Source organism: Sphingobacterium sp. 40-24, assembly GCF_001899705.1.
Classification (GTDB): domain Bacteria; phylum Bacteroidota; class Bacteroidia; order Sphingobacteriales; family Sphingobacteriaceae; genus Sphingobacterium; species Sphingobacterium multivorum.
On sequence record NZ_MKWH01000018.1, the window covers coordinates 49,157 to 66,425 of the forward strand.

The 17,269-nt window shown below is 38.7% G+C and carries 16 protein-coding genes and 1 pseudogene; 13 read left to right on the forward strand and 4 right to left on the reverse strand.

Going from position 1 to position 17,269, the window contains the following annotated elements:
- Positions 1 to 48: 48 nt before the first annotated feature.
- The 4 genes and pseudogenes from BGP15_RS06140 to BGP15_RS06155 all read left to right on the forward strand — a co-directional run bounded on the left by BGP15_RS06140 (position 49) and on the right by BGP15_RS06155 (position 3,272).
- Complete coding sequence (locus BGP15_RS06140; protein WP_112374706.1) at positions 49 to 882, forward strand: phosphatase PAP2 family protein; 834 nt, start codon at positions 49 to 51, stop codon at positions 880 to 882.
- Positions 869 to 2,389: a phosphoethanolamine--lipid A transferase EptA gene (eptA, locus tag BGP15_RS06145; protein ID WP_286768976.1), complete on the forward strand. Its 1,521-nt coding sequence runs from the start codon at positions 869 to 871 to the stop codon at positions 2,387 to 2,389. Before BGP15_RS06140 ends, eptA begins: the two co-directional genes overlap by 14 nt.
- A 23-nt stretch (positions 2,390 to 2,412) precedes the next feature.
- Positions 2,413 to 2,603, forward strand: a pseudogene (locus BGP15_RS06150) (penicillin-binding transpeptidase domain-containing protein); the annotation flags it as partial.
- A gap of 51 nt (positions 2,604 to 2,654) precedes the next feature.
- Positions 2,655 to 3,272 (forward strand): class I SAM-dependent methyltransferase, encoded by a 618-nt coding sequence (locus tag BGP15_RS06155; RefSeq protein WP_286768977.1) that lies wholly within the window; start codon positions 2,655 to 2,657, stop codon positions 3,270 to 3,272.
- A gap of 72 nt (positions 3,273 to 3,344) precedes the next feature.
- Here BGP15_RS06155 and BGP15_RS06160 read toward each other — a convergent pair whose 3' ends face one another.
- A complete protein-coding gene (locus tag BGP15_RS06160; RefSeq protein WP_070560815.1) occupies positions 3,345 to 3,686 on the reverse strand; it encodes a winged helix-turn-helix transcriptional regulator in 342 nt (113 codons plus the stop codon).
- Between the two features lie 93 nt (positions 3,687 to 3,779).
- On the opposite strand from BGP15_RS06160, the gene BGP15_RS06165 reads away from it, so the two are divergent.
- From BGP15_RS06165 to BGP15_RS06195, 7 genes are all read left to right on the forward strand, one after another.
- Positions 3,780 to 4,070, forward strand: a complete 291-nt coding sequence (locus BGP15_RS06165; protein WP_286768978.1) for a redoxin family protein — start codon at positions 3,780 to 3,782, stop codon at positions 4,068 to 4,070.
- Between the two features lie 10 nt (positions 4,071 to 4,080).
- On the forward strand, positions 4,081 to 4,884 hold the full coding sequence (locus BGP15_RS06170; protein ID WP_112374710.1) for a DNA alkylation repair protein: 804 nt from the start codon (positions 4,081 to 4,083) through the stop codon (positions 4,882 to 4,884).
- Positions 4,885 to 5,066: 182 nt separating this feature from the next.
- Positions 5,067 to 7,832: a TonB-dependent receptor gene (locus tag BGP15_RS06175; RefSeq protein WP_286768979.1), complete on the forward strand. Its 2,766-nt coding sequence runs from the start codon at positions 5,067 to 5,069 to the stop codon at positions 7,830 to 7,832.
- Positions 7,833 to 7,849: 17 nt separating this feature from the next.
- Positions 7,850 to 9,166, forward strand: a complete 1,317-nt coding sequence (locus tag BGP15_RS06180) for a DUF4876 domain-containing protein (protein WP_286768980.1) — start codon at positions 7,850 to 7,852, stop codon at positions 9,164 to 9,166.
- 67 nt (positions 9,167 to 9,233) lie between these two features.
- Entirely contained in the window at positions 9,234 to 10,787 is a 1,554-nt protein-coding gene (locus BGP15_RS06185; RefSeq protein ID WP_286768981.1) for a DUF6850 family outer membrane beta-barrel protein, read from the forward strand.
- A gap of 40 nt (positions 10,788 to 10,827) precedes the next feature.
- On the forward strand, positions 10,828 to 11,958 hold the full coding sequence (locus tag BGP15_RS06190; protein WP_286768982.1) for a cytochrome-c peroxidase: 1,131 nt from the start codon (positions 10,828 to 10,830) through the stop codon (positions 11,956 to 11,958).
- A gap of 452 nt (positions 11,959 to 12,410) precedes the next feature.
- Entirely contained in the window at positions 12,411 to 12,884 is a 474-nt protein-coding gene (locus tag BGP15_RS06195; RefSeq protein WP_286768983.1) for a hypothetical protein, read from the forward strand.
- A gap of 39 nt (positions 12,885 to 12,923) precedes the next feature.
- Here the strand turns inward: BGP15_RS06195 and BGP15_RS06200 are convergent, their stop codons facing one another.
- On the reverse strand, positions 12,924 to 13,202 hold the full coding sequence (locus BGP15_RS06200; RefSeq protein WP_353681979.1) for a macro domain-containing protein: 279 nt from the start codon (positions 13,200 to 13,202) through the stop codon (positions 12,924 to 12,926).
- A gap of 274 nt (positions 13,203 to 13,476) precedes the next feature.
- Here BGP15_RS06200 and BGP15_RS06205 point away from each other — a divergent pair, with 274 nt between their 5' ends.
- A complete protein-coding gene (locus BGP15_RS06205) occupies positions 13,477 to 13,857 on the forward strand; it encodes a DoxX family protein (protein WP_286768984.1) in 381 nt (126 codons plus the stop codon).
- A 90-nt stretch (positions 13,858 to 13,947) separates the two neighbouring features.
- Here BGP15_RS06205 and BGP15_RS06210 read toward each other — a convergent pair whose 3' ends face one another.
- On the reverse strand, positions 13,948 to 15,216 hold the full coding sequence (locus BGP15_RS06210) for a metallophosphoesterase (protein WP_502688433.1): 1,269 nt from the start codon (positions 15,214 to 15,216) through the stop codon (positions 13,948 to 13,950).
- Between the two features lie 257 nt (positions 15,217 to 15,473).
- On the opposite strand from BGP15_RS06210, the gene BGP15_RS06215 reads away from it, so the two are divergent.
- Complete coding sequence (locus BGP15_RS06215; RefSeq protein WP_046676278.1) at positions 15,474 to 15,827, forward strand: winged helix-turn-helix transcriptional regulator; 354 nt, start codon at positions 15,474 to 15,476, stop codon at positions 15,825 to 15,827.
- Between the two features lie 80 nt (positions 15,828 to 15,907).
- On the opposite strand, the gene BGP15_RS06220 is transcribed toward BGP15_RS06215, so the two are convergent.
- Positions 15,908 to 17,098, reverse strand: coding sequence for a hypothetical protein (locus BGP15_RS06220; protein WP_286768986.1), 1,191 nt, complete (start codon positions 17,096 to 17,098; stop codon positions 15,908 to 15,910).
- Between the last annotated feature and the right edge of the window lie 171 nt (positions 17,099 to 17,269).

Here is a 17,269-nt window from a genome sequence, read left to right on the forward strand (position 1 = left end):
TCTACAGAATTCGAACCGTTCTTTACTCGATTAAAAGACGAGTAGACGATGAATATGAATTCGACGATAACCCATAATTATGCTAGGCTTAGAAAACCCTTGTTCTTTCTACCTATACTTCTATTAGTTCTGCTCATTCTATTTCTCTATTTTAATCATGCATTGAATGTATATGGCTATACGGTCATTCAGAAGAATAGCTTTTTCACAATAAATGCTTACCTCGGACAATATCCAAATCTTGAGTCTAATTTTACACAGTTTGGAGATTGTTTAATTAGCCTGTCACTATTGAGTGTTTTTGTATTATATGCGCCTAAATTATGGGAAGCATTGATATCAGCATCGCTAATTTCAGCTTTTTTTTCCATTGTTTTAAAAGTGGCATTTGCTGTGCCTCGACCTGCAGCGGTGTTTAATCAAACGAGTTTTTTGATTACTGGTAAGATGCTTCTTGGTAACAATAGCTTGCCTTCGGGCCATTCCATTACGATATTTACAACGCTGACCGTTATCATGTATGCTTTTATGCCGCAACGATTGAGTTATAAAATAATGTGGTTTTTTTGTTTAACATGTATTGGGTTAATGCTTGCTTTATCTCGCGTCGCGTTGGGAGCACATTATCCATTAGATGTAGTTAGTGGCTGTATTATAGGATATGTTTCGGGACTGCTCGGAATTTTTTTTAGCAGGGAATTTAAAATATGGAATTGGGTCAACGACCAACGGTATTATCCAATTTTCATTTTATTATTCCTCGTTTTCAGTATAGTATTGGTCAATAGAATAATTAATGATAATTTGCTAATATTTTATTTTACATTTATCTGCTTAATTAGTACACTTTATAAAACCATTACCGTTTATGCTAAAAAATAGCTTAAAACTAGTTCATTTTGTCCTTTTCATGAGTGTGTTGAATTTTATATTCTTCCATTTTCCATTTTATACTTTTGTTTTTAAAAATGTTGATTATAAAAGCTTTGGGGGCATTGTTCTCATCGGCAGTCTAATGGTTTTGATGCTGGTAATGAATGCTTTTGTACTTTATCTATTTTTTTCAGCCTCGCGTCGCTTCGGGAAATCGATACTTGTGTTGTTCTTTCTTATCAATTCAGTAGCCGTTTATTTTGTAAATACCTATAGCGTTATTTTGGATGAAACCATGATCGGCAATATCTTGAATACCCGTTATTCCGAGTCCAGCGGTTTCTTTTCCCTGAAATTGATCGTTTATCTCGTTTTTCTCGGTATTATTCCCAGTATCTTCATTATTAAAGCAAAAATAATAAAGGATAAACCAAAGAAGTTCTTTATCACTTCGTCACTTTCGCTATTATTTATCGTTATTTTAATATTCGCCAATGCGGCAAATTGGTTATGGATCGACAAGAATTCGAAGACTTTGGGCGCACTTGCCATGCCGTGGTCTTATACCGTCAATATTTCGCGTTTTTACATTCACGAACATCAAAAAAATAAAAAAGAGATTTTATTGCCAGATGCGACGATAACTGACCACAAAAAGACAGTGGTTGTCCTTGTTATTGGTGAATCTGCTCGAAGGGATAACTTTTCCTTATATGGCTATCAAAAGAATACAAATCCGCTACTTTCCAAAACACCCAATCTTTATCATTTTGACGCAACTTCTTGCTCCACCTATACGACAGCAGGAGTAAAATGTATATTGGAGCATAAAAATACAGATGATTTGTACGAAATCCTGCCGAACTATCTCTATAGAAATGATGTCGATGTGATCTGGCGAACAAGTAATTGGGGGGAGCCACCTGTACATATTAAAGAATATGAAACAAATGATCAACTTGCCACAAATTGTAAGGGTGAAGGATGTGCTTACGATGAGGTACTTTTAACAGGTCTAAAGGAGCGAATATCCTCCAGTAAAAAAGATAAAATTTTTGTTGTGCTCCACACAAGTACAAGCCATGGGCCAACATATAGCAAAAAATATCCCGCTCAATTCGAGCTGTTTAAACCTGTATGCAATAGTGTTGAACTCGGGAACTGTTCTAAAGAAGAGTTGATCAATGCTTATGATAACACCGTTGTTTATACAGATTATATTTTACATAATCTGATTGAGGATCTAAAACAATTGAAGGACTATAATAGTGCCATGTTGTTCGTCTCGGACCATGGCGAATCGCTGGGTGAAAATAACCTGTATATGCACGGATTGCCGATGAGCATTGCACCAAAAGAGCAATACGAGATTCCCTTTATTGTTTGGGTTTCTGATCATTCAAAACAGTTGAAACCAAATAAAACGTTGACCCAAAATCACGTATTTCACAGTGTGTTGAAATTTCTGGATATGAAAAGCCCTATTTATGATGAAAATATGGATATTTTCGAATAGACAGGATTGCGGGTACAGTTTGGTCTAAAACGGGATGGACTATGGCCAATCAGATCAATACCGGATGGTGGATAGGTTATGTTGAGCAAAAAGAAAAGATTTATTTCTTTGCAACGCGGCTTATTCAGGACCGCAAGTTCAATCGTCCTGATTTCTCGCGCTGCCGCAAAGAGATACGCGGAAAGTCTTTAAGGAGCTAAAAATTTTGCCCTAAACCTTAGGGCATTAGATATCAATCATCAAATTTTACCAGGACAATAGACAGATGGAAAATTTTAATCGAAAGAAGCATTGGGAAGACATATACGAAAACAAGCCGCTGGAATCAGTGAGCTGGTATCAGCCCAATCCAGAAGCATCGCTACATTTTATAGAGCAAGCTAACCTTCCAAAAAAGGCGAAAATCATCGATATAGGTGGTGGTGACAGTTTCCTGGTTGATTTCTTGCTGAAAGCAGGATTTGAAGATATTACTGTATTGGATATATCCAACGCTGCAATTGAACGAGCGAAGAAGCGATTAGGGGATGAGGCGACTAAAGTCAAATGGATTGTTTCGGATATCTTGGATTTCGTTCCCGACGCAACTTATGATTTTTGGCATGATCGGGCCACCTTTCATTTTTTGACTGTTCGCCAGGAGATTGATCGTTACATCAAAATCGCAGATCAATCAATTGCGGTGGGAGGTATTTTAGTCGTTGGAACTTTTTCTGAACAGGGGCCAAAGAAATGTAGTGGCATTACTATTAAACAGTATTCAGCACAATCAATAAGCGATTTATTCCAGACATGTTTTAGGAAAATTGAATGTATGACTATTGACCATATAACACCCTTCGACACGAAACAGCATTTTGTGTTTTGCAGTTTTCGTAAATAGCTGTCATAGCTGGGGCGAACGCATTTCGTACAAATAGCGCATCGGTGTGTGGCTCGAATCTGCCCCTTTGTGCTAATTTTTATTGGAATTTTCCAATAAAAGTTCTCCCCAGGCATTTAATTTCCAGAGTACTTCCACTAAACTTTTCCCTAAGGGTGTCAATGAATACTCCACTCTGGGAGGAAGCTCATGGAAAGATTGTTTACTTAAAATACCATCATTGACCATTTCGGCCAATTGTTGGTTTAGCACCCGTCTATCAACTGTTGCAATACCACGAAGCATTTCACTTGGGCGTTTTTCCCCTTCATTGATACGCCAGACAATCGGAATTTTCCATTTCCCGCTAATCGCATTGACGGCAAATTCCAATGGACATATTTTTTGTTTTATTGCTTTCTCTGTTATACTCATAAAATTGACTTTTTTGCCCCATAGGGATAATAATATGCGGTATTGTGATTGTGCATTTACTTTTAAAACTTTGCAGAAATAACGTACAGCATCATGAAAAATTTAGAACACAAAATTGCTAAATTAAATGCGAATTTAGCTAATCTTCGTCTTGAAATAAAGGAAATATTTGGCAGATCCATTCAGGATTTTCAGTCTGGCGATCTAACCGAAAAGAGCCTGCAGATCGGGGACAAGGTCCCGAATTTTAGTTTGATGAATTCGCTGCATAGCAAAATTGAGCTCGGAAAACTTCTGGAGAATGGAACGGTTAGCGTGGCCTTTTTCCGCGGCAACTGGTGTCCTTACTGTAATCCCGAGCTAAGACTAATATTGATGCGTTAATCATACAGCTATGAGCAAAGTACAACGTAAAGGGGCAAGGCGGACAGCTGATATTTCAATAGACTGCCTAGCCAGTCTGAACCGCGGTGAAATTGAAACTGCAAATCTTGTAGAGTGGCTAGCTGTTGACCAACGGCTTTTACTTGAGCACATTCTTCAGCAGAATGCGCGCATTCACTACTTAAAGCCAATCTTGCTGCTGTTGGAGCAGTTACAGAAACCGACGGTAAATTCCATCAATGAAACGATCGGACGTGCGCTGTTCGACATGATTACACAAAATCGTGATAATACCTTTCTGACAATATTATCCAATCATCCTGCAGATATCGTGCGTTGCTGGGCGACCTACGCGATTGGAAATGATAAACAGCTTGAAATTGAGGAACTGCTTTCATCAATACGTCCTTTTGCTGCAGATACACATTTTGGTGTACGAGAAATCAGCTGGATGGCCATCCGTAATAGGATAGCTTTTGATTTGGACAGGAGCATTACCTATCTGAGCCTATGGGCGATGGAGAAGGATGAAAATGTGAGGCGTTTTGCTACGGAGTCGACCCGACCGAGGGGCGTATGGTGTAAGCACATCGATCGGTTGAAGCAGGAACCAAGTCTAGCCTTGCCTATTTTAGAACCGCTAAAATCCGATCCTTCAAAATATGTTCGGGATAGCGTCGCAAATTGGCTGAATGACGCAAGCAAAAGCCAACCTGGTTTTGTTAGAGCACTTTGTCATCGTTGGGAAGAAGAAAGTAATACCAAGGAAACACACTACATTATTCGAAAAGCATTACGCACAATTTCGAAGTAAAAATTATCCGTGTCAGTATTCTGTTTTTTGCGTCTTTCTAGTTCATATTTAATTTTTTATGCAGTAGTTTATTTAGAATTATTAAAAATAATTTGAAATACTGTGTTAAAATACGTTACATTTGCATCTGTTTAGAATCATTTTAAATAGATATGCCTTTTTGTGCGCTTTTATTCTCACTTATGAAAAAGCTCTATTGGACTAGTTTTATTTTATTTTACACAATTGCAGTTGCGCATGCACAGTCGATATACATCCGGGGAAAGATCACTGATAGTAATAAGAAAGTCCTATTGGGAAGTACCGTTATTTTGGATCAGTTAGGATTCTCCAGTATGAGCGATGGGCGTGGTGAATATCGTTTAACCATCCCTAAAGAGCAGTATGGCAAACTTGTTACGCTATCGGTTTCCTACATTGGTAAGAAAAAAGTTGAAAGGACAGTCCTGTTAGATTCGATGCAAAAGATTGAAAATTTTTTGTTGCAAGATATGAGTCTTGCTCTTGAAGAAGTTGGGGTACAGGCGAAGAGAGGGGAGTTGAGCAACTCATCACTCGTATTTGATCGCGAAATGATTGAACGTTATCCGGCGCTAAGTTTAAACGATCTGCTGAACCGATTGCCAAACCGGAAGAATACAGCCCCTTCTGTGCAGGAGATGCAAAATCTGACGCTGAGAGGTGCTTTTAGTGAGACTACAGGACGATCGCGAGACGCGAATGAACTGAATAACTCCTTTGGTGTCGCTATCATAATGGATGACATGGTTTTGGGTAACAATGGAAATATGCAAGGGCGGAACGCTGGAATATTTGGCATGTCTTCCGCAACGAATGCAATTAGACCTTCAGATTATGGTTTAACCGGTCGACCGACAACGGGAAAATTCTATTCTGGAGAAAACGTGTTTAGCGGTCTGGATCTGCGTCAGATTCCGATAGAAAATATCGAACATTTGGAAGTTATTTCTGGCGTAGCACCGGCACGCTATGGCGATTTATCAAATGGTGCCGTTATTATCGAAAGGCAGGCAGGCAAGACTCCGGCTTTTTTTAGGCTTCAAGTGCGGAGCAATGCAACTTCATATGGTCTGTCTAAGGGAATGCAGCTCGGAAAGAAGCTTGGGACAATTAATGTGGATTTAGGTTATGTGCAGTCTTACGCAGACAATAGAGATAAGCTGAAACAATACGACCGCGTAAACGGAACTTTGATATGGACAAACTATTTTGGCGCAGATAAGCGTCTGAAACAAACCTTCTCAGGCTCTTACAATAAAGTTATTGATCAGGTCCGAAAAGATCCAGATGACCCACTCTCGAATGCCATTTCTTTTGGCGGCTGGGGTTGGAATGCTGCTAGCCGAACCAGTTACAAATTGGACCATAAATTCCTTAAAAGCATTAGTCTCAATGCAGGAATAAGTTCAACACTGCAGAAAACCTATCGGGAGTATTACTATAATGGTGCAGTCGTGCTTTATACCGATTCTGTGCAAACTGGAATTGTAGAAGGACAATATGCACCTGGTCAGTATACTGCGCTAGATCATGTGGATAATAGACCATTGAATTTAAATGCCCGATTGGAAGGAAATGCCATCGCAATTACCGGCGATATTATCCACAAAATAAACTTTGGAAGTAACTATAGTTATGACATCAACCGTGGAAAGGGGCGAATTGCAGATCCTTCTATTCCCAAAAAGGATCTTGGAGCGAGATCGGATAGGTATTATGATTTTTCATTAACAAACGCTTTGCAAAACCTGGGCTTGTATGCAGAGGATGCTATGCGGACAAAAGTATGGGGAAGGGATCTTAGCATGCGGGCGGGCGTTCGCTGGGATCTTATGAATGGTCACTCTTCCATCTCTCCAAGAACCAACATCAATTATTCACTTTCTAAATCAACTCAGATTGGGCTAGCATACGGCTTATCCTTCAAATCTCCTGGATTAGCACAACTATATCCCGGGCCTACTTTTGATGAAATTATATTGCTCAACTCTTATAATGGTAAGGTTGACGAAAGTATGGCATTGATTTACTTGCGGCGTTATGAAAAAGATAATAGCAATCTCAAAAGTAGTGTAGGGCAAACGCTGGAATCATCGTTTTCATGGCATAAGAATGGGCATCAACTACGTACGAATCTTTTCTATAAAAAAAATACGCGCGGAATCAACACGGTTACGGCTGATCAACTCATTGACTTGCCTACCTATTCGGCTACTGCGGTGCCCGGGGGTAAACCAATAGTTGAACAGACGGGGACGAGAAGCTATTTAATGTCCAATCTGTACTTCGCCAATAGTAATAAATCGTCCAATATTGGTGCGGAAGTCATGTATTCTACACCTAGAATTCAACAGATTATGACAACTTTCTCCGCTACTGCCGCATTTACCCTAGCCAATTCTAGTTCCAGTGCGCTGAGCCGTTTGAATTTTAATGCCGAAAAGACAGCGTTAGATGACGTTATCCTTGGATTTTTTCCGTCCAAATCTACCAAGAACTATTTAAGTCGAGCGCAGTTACGAAGTTCAACTCATTTTCCCGCTTTGCGTTTGATTATTGAACTGAGTGCAGACTGTGAATTATTAAACTACAATAAATCTAATTACCGAGATATTATTCCTGTAGGATATTATACACGTGATTATACGTATCATACCATTGACCAATTTGATATAAACAATCCGAAGCATCTCGAATTATACACAGCAAGGAAAAATGAAGCTGACTTGGTAAATATTGAAAACAACTACATCTACTGGAACTTTGGTCTCAATATGGCCAAGGAAATAGGCAAGAATATTTACCTGTCATTTAACGTCTATAATTTTCTGGATTACCAACCGCGCTTTTATAGGGAAGGAGCTTCTTCAGTGCAAGCCCCAAATTCATCTCCCAACTATGGCGCCCAACTGACTTATAAATTTTAACATAAAAACTAAACACAATGAAAACCCGTTACTTAATTCCTTTTCTCTTTTTACCTTTTATCTCCTGTAAAAAAGATAATACATCCGGTGTACAGCCGCTGGATATTAAGCTGAATTTAAAATATGCTTCTGAAAATTTTAATACCAAGTTGGACTTAAGCAAGGTTATTGTTAAGATAACCAATCTGGCAACAAAAACCAGTGCTACATATTCTTCGTCCCAAGGTGTGGTCAACCTGACTTCTATTATACCGGGTGAATATGATATTGATGCTTCTATTACGATACCCAAAGCGCAATACAACAGTTTGACAGGAGAATCAAGTATTGAAGACGTGACATTCAATGCTTCGCTGAAAAAAATCAGTTTAACCAGTTCTACGACTTTGGATATGGAATTGGTTGCAGGTCTATTGGGCGACTTTGTCATCAAGCAGATTTACTATGCGGGTTCTGATAATAAAGAAGGAGCGGTATTCAGGGATCAGTTTTTTGAAGTTTACAATAATACAGAACGTGTTTTATATGCCGATAGTCTTTACTTTGGCCGGTTATGGGGAAGGCAATCTCCGACCAGTCAATCCGATTACTATCAACCCAATGGCCAATTGGATTGGAGTAAATCTTCAGGAATGGGCGGCTACGAATCAGAAAATACAGACTATGTTTACTTAAGAGATTTATTTATGATTCCTGGCAATGGAAAGACCTATCCAGTGGAACCTGGTAAAAGCATTGTAATTGCGCAAAATGCGCTAAACCATAAAGCACCGTTTGTTGGTAATAATGGAAAAGAAGTAGCCATCAAGAATCCGGATCTTACAGTAGATCTGAGTAAAGCTAATTTTGAGGTTTATTTTGGAGATATCCCTGGCAAAACTCCTTTTGCAACAGATATTGACAATCCGGCTGTTCCCAATGTGGAGATATTGGATTATACGGGGAATGACTGGATATTGGATAATTTAGGACGGGATGCTTATGTTATTTTTAAGCACGCGAATCGTTCAGATGTGGAGAATTTGAAGAGCTATGCGGAACCGTCCATCAGTGTTCCGACTTCCACCGCAAAAAAATACAGACAGTTACCTGTCGGTTGGATTATGGATGCCGTAGAAGTACAGCCAAACACCAAGGACGCGAGAATTCCTAAAAAATTGACGGCGTCACAGGATGCAGGTTTTACTTTCGCACCATTAGGTGGCTATTCATCGCAATCTGTAATTCGCAAAACCGAAAAAACGAACAATGGAGTTCGTAAATTAAAAGATACAAATAATTCCACAGAAGATTTTATCGCGATAAAAGCAAATCCATTTGGATTTGGTGATTAATGAAAAACGGTTATTCCCAATACCAGCTTTTTCGTTGGAAAGCTGGTATTTTATAAAAAATACCTGAATGAAAAGTGTGAGATACATCATGTTATTTTTGGGGGCTTTCTTAGCCCACCACGCTGTCTTCGGGCAGAGTACGTCTAATTCTTTAGATTCAACAGCAGCTTTGACCTATTGGTATCAGCCATCATTTGTAATAATGCATGATATGGCCATACGAAATAGGGTATGGATTCCTGAGGAAATCAAAAATAGATCTTCTCTATTTGGTATTCGGCACAGCAGGGGGCAAGGGGACTTTAAGGCGGCGCAAGGAACTGATGGGCTCATTCAATCCCAATTGTATACGGAAGGGAAGACCGATTGGCGCAAAACTAGCTTTTGGGGAAGATTTTCATATGACCGCTCCGCAGAAGACAGTACTGCTTTGCGCCATCAGTCACGATGGAATGTCGATGCGCCATTGTATTTTGGTTCGTTGCGAAAAAATAAATACAGTCGAGAGACCTATAAGCTCAATGCGGGAATCCAAAGAGCATTCTTCGATGCTAAGCTCCCGATTTCCCTGGGCATCGATTATCGATTAGGCTCTCACTACTCCAATAATGATCCCAGAGGCGATATCAAAGATATGAACCTGCAGTTTGAATTGAGTGTTGGTCACAATCTGCCAACACTTTCTTATCATATTGCTGGTATTTGGGGATATGGTTCTGAACGGGTCAACGTGGGCTATAAAAATGACAAGTATACAACCAATACAGAAGACCCATTGTATGTCAATTGGATGATGAACGGTTTTGGAAGTGCGAGTGAGCGACTAAAAGAGATCAATTACAACGATATTATTCACCGTAAAGGCGTCGGCGCGCATATCTTGCTGAAACCCAATGATAGGAATAAGATCTATTTTAATAGTCGCTATCTAAATGAAGAACAATCATTCAGACGAAATGATAACTCAAAACAGACCTATTTGTCCTTAAATGATTATAAAAAAGATATCGGATCAATCGATTTTTTATGGAGCCGGCAGATGCATCGTAAGCGATTGCTAAGAGTAGCGCTGCAGGGACAAATTGAAAATGGACAGGATTTTAATTATAGTTATCTAGCAAATAACTACACCTATCGTCGGCATGAAATTTCGTTTAAAACTCAATTAGCCGTACATCAGTATTTGTTTGAAGGCCATGCTGGTATGTATAAGACCGAGAAAAAAGATGGTGTTAGTGGTAACCAAATGGAATTTGATCAAGTTAAACTGGGACTGGGACTGAATCGAACATTCCGGCTCGGCCAGTCGGCCGACATAATAGGAACAATCGGCTATACTAAACAATGGTCACCAAGCCATAATCTCTACGTATCTGAGTTGAATACAGGGGATTTTGGAAAGCAGATACTGTATCAAGATTATCTTTACGACACCGCTCCACGTAATAGCTGGAATATGTCCTGGGTATGGGGCACGCATCATGCAAAGAACAATTGGAGCATACAGCTCCAGATGGATTATCAGTGTAGGGGTAATTTGGTACCGATAGACTATACGTTGTCAAGTGTACCGGGTAAAAATTGGTTTCTGGGTAAATTGGGGGTTTCTTATATATTTTAAAATAGTTATCGTACTTGTTTATAAGCATAATTAAGAGAGAATGAAAAAGCAGTTTTGTGTATTGGCCACTATTGTTTGTTTTGTGGGTTTGCTTTCTATGAAAGATCAACAGCAAACCTTTGATGATGAGATACAGCTTTATTATCGACGGCCGGTGAGCGAATGGCCAAAACCAACAATTGATGTAGGGGCTCATTGGAATGAATTTAAGTCCCTACCCAAGATCGATACCGGCTATTTTTCTTTAATGGAAAAGCCTGATGTGAAGTTGGGGAAATATCTTTTTTTTGACCCCATTCTATCGGGAAGCAATCAAATATCCTGTAGTAGCTGCCACAACCCCCAGACTTCCTGGGCTGACAAGCTTACCGTACCAGTTGGTAATGATCATCTTGAAGGCACGCGTAATACGCCATCTTTGCTCAATGTGTATGCACGCAAGGAATTGTTTTGGGACGGTCGTGCTGGTTCATTGGAGGAACAAGCCTTGGGGCCTATTGAGGCTCATCATGAAATGGATATGGAATTGACAAAACTGATTCCCAAGCTAAAGGCCATTTCCGCATACAACAAATTGTTTGTGGATGCTTTCGGGGAAGCCGATTATTCGATGCCAGAGGTGCTGAAAGCCTTGAGTGCTTTTCAACGGACATTAACAAGTAGGCGAAGTCGTTTTGATGAGTTTTTAGATGGCAATTATAAAGTGTTGTCAGATCAGGAAGTTCGCGGTCTTCATTTATTTCGCACCAAAGCGCGCTGTATGAATTGTCATAATGGTCAATTTTTTACCGATGATCTGTACCACAATATTGGTCTCACCTATTACAAACGGAAATATCAGGACCTGGGACGATACGAGATTACAAAGGATCCTGCTGATGTAGGACGTTTTCGTACACCATCCCTACGTGACGTGATGAATACCGATCCGTGGATGCACAACGGATTGTTTTGGAATATGACCGGTCTGTTGAATATGTACAATAGTGGTATGCAGATGAATTCCGCTACTGCTGAGCAGAAAGCAAAAGATCCACTTTATCCTGTAACTGATCCATTGATGCAACCCCTAAATCTGACAAAAGATGAAATAAAAGATATTGAGGCCTTTTTGCACGCCATCACAGGGACTTCTTATCGTATGCGCCGTCCCGAAAGTTTACCGAGATAGATGACAGCCGAACAATCGTGAAGCTGTGTTTACATACTGTTAGACATGCTATATTGAGAGTGGGGCAACTTCAGGATAGCTTCTTACAAAAAAAGGTTATCCAGCTATTGGATAACCAATGTTTTAAACAGATACTGGTAGGGTGTTTATTTTTCCAAATATCGTGAATTCTAGTGACTTATAAAGAATTTTAAAAAGATGGACGTTTCTCTTTCTTTTAAATACGGCCAAGAGGTTGATATATGGTTACACTTTTCTTACTTCTCCTGTAAAAAAATAACCTGTATAGCCCATTTTATTCCGACTAATTTGTATCTTAATAAGCTGTATAGCCATCCGCAATTTCTTGTTTTAAGGCCTTAAATTGGGTTGTTAACTTGTTGGTCGTATTGGCTTAGAATCGCTATCAAAGGAATATTGCGACAGTTTTAAAAATAAGGAGAAAATACGAAATGAAAAAAATTATCGTCATTGCTATGTACTGTGTTGTGTTGTTTATGTCGTGTAACAATGGCGGTGGAGATAGGGAAAATGATGAGGTTGCTGAGGTTGCTCATAGCGGAATAGCCTCGGTCGTAAAATCATACTTTCTCTACCATGAAATAAAAAATGTAGACTATGCTATCTATATCAATGATGTATTGGCAGGACAATCTCACGAAAATACTGGTGTTCCGGGGCCCTATAAGCTAAACCCGTATATAACTTCATCGGGCAAGCAATTTGTAAAAATGATCATATCTGCCAACAGTCGAGAAAAAGAGATTACCCCAGAAATATTAAGAGAAATAGGTAAGAACGCAGGTATATATTTACTTCTAAATAAAGATTTTGAACATATTAGGGAACTCAAAAAACTGCAATTTCCACACATTGATAAGCCTGTTCCTTCCTATGAATATAGATGGGAATTTGAAGCGGAGTAGTCTTAGTTTTATGCTAGGTTTATATTACTATTTGATTGATCAGTAGAAAGGTATCATCGTCAAACATACTATTTTGATCTGCTTAAGTGTTGTATCGGCCATCAGAAACGGTGTAATGACACCATTCCACACTGGTCCAACTGTATGAATTACATATTTAGCGGCTAGCTTGCCTGCAGTTGTGATGACGGCTTCACCTACCTTGCAGACTCCTTGTTTAGCCACAATGTTACGGCATCCTTCCAGAATTTCCGGCCCACCGCAGCGATGAATAGTAACTACGGTTATTTTGTTGTTACTATGTGACGTCGGATTGATCTTAACTCAAATAAATGAAAAAATAATTAGCAGGTTTAATTGGGGTATCGCAGGATAGCCGTTGTATTCAATGCCTCGCTTTAAAAAAGTGAAAATAATATTGCGTAGTTACATAACTACACTTATATTTGTAGTCAAATAGCTACATAATAAAGAACGGTTAGTAAAAGAGCTGCTTTATTTTGGGTGGCAAGGATAATACCGGGTGTTGAAGATAGGAGAGGTGGCTAGGAATGTAAAGTAATTAACAGGATAATAAATAAATCAACGCATTATGAAAAGAAATCGGATAATTTATTGGATAGCAACCATATGGTTGGCTGTAGGGTTATTGTCAACTGCTATCATACAGATTTTTAAAATTCAAACAGAAGGAGCAGGTGGGATACAAAATATAGACCATTTGGGATATCCGAGTTATATACTTCCTTTACTAGGAATCTGGAAACTATTAGCCGTGGTTGCCTTGCTTTGGCCCAAAAGACCACTTTGGAAAGAATGGGCATATGCGGGTATTTTCTTTACGGCTACCGGTGCCTTGTATTCGCATATTGCATCGGGAGATTGTTTCGCTTTAATGGCTCCGGCACTATTATACATTATTCTAATTGCTACTTCTTGGTATTTCAGACCAGCCGATAGGAAATTCGATTAGAAATTGTGTTGAAATCTGTGATGAATTTAATGAGTTACCCGAAAATATGTACTGGGTGAAAAATCCATCAGGGATAGTATTTAATTTGCTTTAACCTTTACTCTTCAGGTGAAATATAGTGATCTCCGGTAGTATCCCAACTCGGCTTGGATAATCTAGATAACCGAAGCCAACATTTACGTACAGTGCCTGATGCTTTTCACGGTACAGGCCTGCCCATTCGCGGTAAGCATATTTGACCGGACTCCACTGATAATTCGGGTTGTTATAGCCGAATTGTCCCCCATGCGTATGCCCGCTGAAAGTCACGTCGATTGTGGGATATTTGGGTAGGATCTCTGCGCGCCAATGGGAGGGATCGTGTGAAAGCATCAAATTGATAGGCGAGGATTTATCTACTTTAGACATAGCCAGATCGATATTCCCATAATTTTGTGGATTATTTGCGCCCCAATTTTCGACGCCTATAATCGTAATCTTTTCGTTATTCAGTACGAGTTCTTTCGATTCATTGAGAAGTAGTTGCCAACCCAGTTGTTGATGAATGGATTTGAGATTTGAAAGGTTTTGTTGTTTGGTCAAATGCTTGTGATCAAAGAAATGATGTCTGTTAAAATGATAATCTCCATAATCATGGTTCCCGAGGATAGAGAACGTACCTAATGGAGCCTTCACTTTATCAAATATGGATAAATAATCTTCCATTTCAGCAGCAAAATCATTGATTAGGTCCCCGGTAAAAAAGATTATGTCAGGGTTCTGTGCTAACAAAAGGTCAATCCCTCTTTTTACAGCAGTTGAATTAAATAGACTACCTGCATGTATATCGGAAATTTGGGCTATAGTAATTCCTTCAAATGATTTCGGTAAATTAGGTAAAATTAAATCGAGGTGGTTGACCTGGTACTTATACAAATTGAAGGCAAATCCACGTGTAAGTGCAACGATGGGGACACTGGCTAACAGGAGACCACTTTTGACTATAAAATCTGATCTTTTTATGGAGGGTAGATTTCCAATTTGTTTCGGCAAAGATTTAGTTTCTTTTAATCGTTTGTTTATTACGTTGAAAATATGCACAACCGCATCAATACCAATAAAAAAAAGACAGATTATCTTACCCAATAGCAACGAAACTGGAAAAAATACCAAACAGGCAGATTCAAAACTAGTCCATCTAAAAAATAAATTAAGAAATATGGATAGGTAGGAAAGTATACTGATAGACCACCAGACTATGTTCAGTAGCTTTCGATTGGATTTCCAAGTTGATAATGACCGTATTCTTAGAAATATTAGAAGATCTAAAAAAATGAATAGCATTAAAATTTTTAGATAGGCATAGAATTGTTGGATCATATTCGAAGTCTAAAATTGAATCTGGCATATTTGGAATGAATAATTGGATTACCAAATCTAAAATAGCTGTTTTTCTCCATAATCATAATTTCAGTTTTAAATTATTTTCAAAGCTGATGACTATTAGCTTTGGAGCTATAACCTCCTTTCGCTTTGTGTCATATTATTGACGAATGTGGTGCCACAGATGTAGGGTAGAAGTCTTAAATTTGTCCCTATTTGCAGTGGATTGTATGCTATTAAAGAGATTTTAAATTATGGGAAAACGAAAAGAAAATTCAACCAATAGGATTAATGAACAGTATATTATTGAATGTGATTTAGCGTATGCTGTATGTAAGATCGGTGGCCGATGGAAGCTGTTGATACTTGCTAAATTACAGCATGGCAAGCTGCGGTTTGGTGAGATTAAACAATTGATTACAGGGATTACAGATCGCATGCTCACTTTGCAGCTCAAAGAGCTGGAAAAGCAAGGACTGGTTAAAAGGATTGCTTACGCGGAAGTGCCCCCTCGAGTGGAGTATCAATTGACTGAAATTGCGGCAGAACTTATCCCTATTTGGTGTCAGTTGGAAAAATGGGGCGCCAAGCACAAAATGATAACATAAAGACGGCTTTGTTTTCAGCACTGATTTTTTATCGATACCTAATTCAAAAAAGTTTAGTATAGCCACAATGGAAATTTACACTAGGATGGTCTCTGAAAGATTTTTATTTCAGAGAACCGGCCTTGCTTTAGGTCCCACTTATATTCGAATGCAATGGAATAACCTAAAGATCTAATTTTCCACACCTGGTCTTTTTCATGTCCAACGATATAGTGTAAAAACCCTGACATCGCATTTTTTCCAATTTCTTCAACATCTTGATTAAAGGGGATAATGCCGTTTGAAAATGAAAATAGCTGCTGTGCAACTTCATCGGGTTGCAAAATATGGTTTTTTAAGGTTTTTGTCAATTGTATATTTTCATCGGAAGATAAGTGCAATTCTTGCCAGTTCGTATCCAAATTGCTTGCTTTTTCCAGATCCTTGAGTATTTCATTTTGAACTTTTATGAAGTGGGGCTGATTTTTTAGGTAAAATGTACCTAATCGCTTATCAATAGTATCTTGCCATTCTTGAGGGCTGAGTTGTTGTATCCAAGTTGATGAATAGCTGTTCCAGCGTATTTCATCCATTTCCTGGTAGAGTTTCTCTAATTCATTGGCTGGTTTCTGGGGCACGAACGGAATCCCAAGTCGTAAATATTCCACTTTATTGGGTAGCGTATATTCCGAATTTTGGATAACCATCGTTTGTAGATTAAGGTTGAACTTAAGCATATAAAGCTTATTTACTAGCCAAATTTGCCAAACCTCCTCCTTTAATTGTTTAGCGAAGACTTGATTTCCAAAGGCATAAGCTATTGTAGATTCGTTTGTTCCTATGTTCGATTGTTGGTAAATCATAGGTTGTATAATTCCGCTGATAAGTCGCGCTATTTCGATAGGTCGATAACACTGTAGCAAGGTTACTGTCGTGAATTGTGGGGTTTCCAACATTTTTGACAGTTCCTCAGGAGGCTTGCTATCAAAAATAAATGCATTAAGTGCTGTTGGTGGAGCCTGTATTTTTTCAAAGTATTTTTTGCGCAATCGTGTTAAGCCAGTATGTTCTTTATGAGCATACGCAACGATCGGGTTAAATAATGCATTTTGCTGTTCGGTCGTTAAGGTCGAATCCGTTATTTTACTTCCTATTTCAGTAATAAACTTCAAAAATTCCTTTTGCGTCTTTTCCTTTTGATTCCTCAGTTGGCGATCAAAACTCTGGCCTGTACAAGTGAGTGCCATTAATACGAAAAGTACAGTTGACAGCGCTATTTTTGAATATATCATGTGCTGATAGATTTTATCTCAATGTTAGTATGCAAAGATCGTCCTTTTACTTAACATGCATATCATCTAAAATGTTTATGCTAAAGTTAGCTTAGATAACGAAGGAATATTAATTTATTACAAACGATCTTTGGTTAGAAGCTGTTTGGTTTTTAGAGACATTTGGATTGG

Bases quoted from the DNA above. Each gene is read 5' to 3' on its own strand.
- BGP15_RS06140 (WP_112374706.1), top strand. From the start codon at position 49: ATGAATATGAATTCGACGATAACCCATAATTATGCTAGGCTTAGAAAA.
- BGP15_RS06205 (WP_286768984.1), top strand. From the start codon at position 13,477: ATGAAAAGAAATCGGATAATTTATTGGATAGCAACCATATGGTTGGCT.
- BGP15_RS06180 (WP_286768980.1), top strand. From the start codon at position 7,850: ATGAAAACCCGTTACTTAATTCCTTTTCTCTTTTTACCTTTTATCTCC.
- BGP15_RS06210 (WP_502688433.1), bottom strand. From the start codon at position 15,216: ATGATCCAACAATTCTATGCCTATCTAAAAATTTTAATGCTATTCATT.
- BGP15_RS06175 (WP_286768979.1), top strand. From the start codon at position 5,067: ATGAAAAAGCTCTATTGGACTAGTTTTATTTTATTTTACACAATTGCA.
- BGP15_RS06160 (WP_070560815.1), bottom strand. From the start codon at position 3,686: ATGAGTATAACAGAGAAAGCAATAAAACAAAAAATATGTCCATTGGAA.
- BGP15_RS06190 (WP_286768982.1), top strand. From the start codon at position 10,828: ATGAAAAAGCAGTTTTGTGTATTGGCCACTATTGTTTGTTTTGTGGGT.
- BGP15_RS06215 (WP_046676278.1), top strand. From the start codon at position 15,474: ATGGGAAAACGAAAAGAAAATTCAACCAATAGGATTAATGAACAGTAT.
- BGP15_RS06165 (WP_286768978.1), top strand. From the start codon at position 3,780: ATGAAAAATTTAGAACACAAAATTGCTAAATTAAATGCGAATTTAGCT.
- eptA (WP_286768976.1), top strand. From the start codon at position 869: ATGCTAAAAAATAGCTTAAAACTAGTTCATTTTGTCCTTTTCATGAGT.
- BGP15_RS06170 (WP_112374710.1), top strand. From the start codon at position 4,081: ATGAGCAAAGTACAACGTAAAGGGGCAAGGCGGACAGCTGATATTTCA.
- BGP15_RS06155 (WP_286768977.1), top strand. From the start codon at position 2,655: ATGGAAAATTTTAATCGAAAGAAGCATTGGGAAGACATATACGAAAAC.
- BGP15_RS06195 (WP_286768983.1), top strand. From the start codon at position 12,411: ATGAAAAAAATTATCGTCATTGCTATGTACTGTGTTGTGTTGTTTATG.
- BGP15_RS06220 (WP_286768986.1), bottom strand. From the start codon at position 17,098: ATGATATATTCAAAAATAGCGCTGTCAACTGTACTTTTCGTATTAATG.
- BGP15_RS06185 (WP_286768981.1), top strand. From the start codon at position 9,234: ATGAAAAGTGTGAGATACATCATGTTATTTTTGGGGGCTTTCTTAGCC.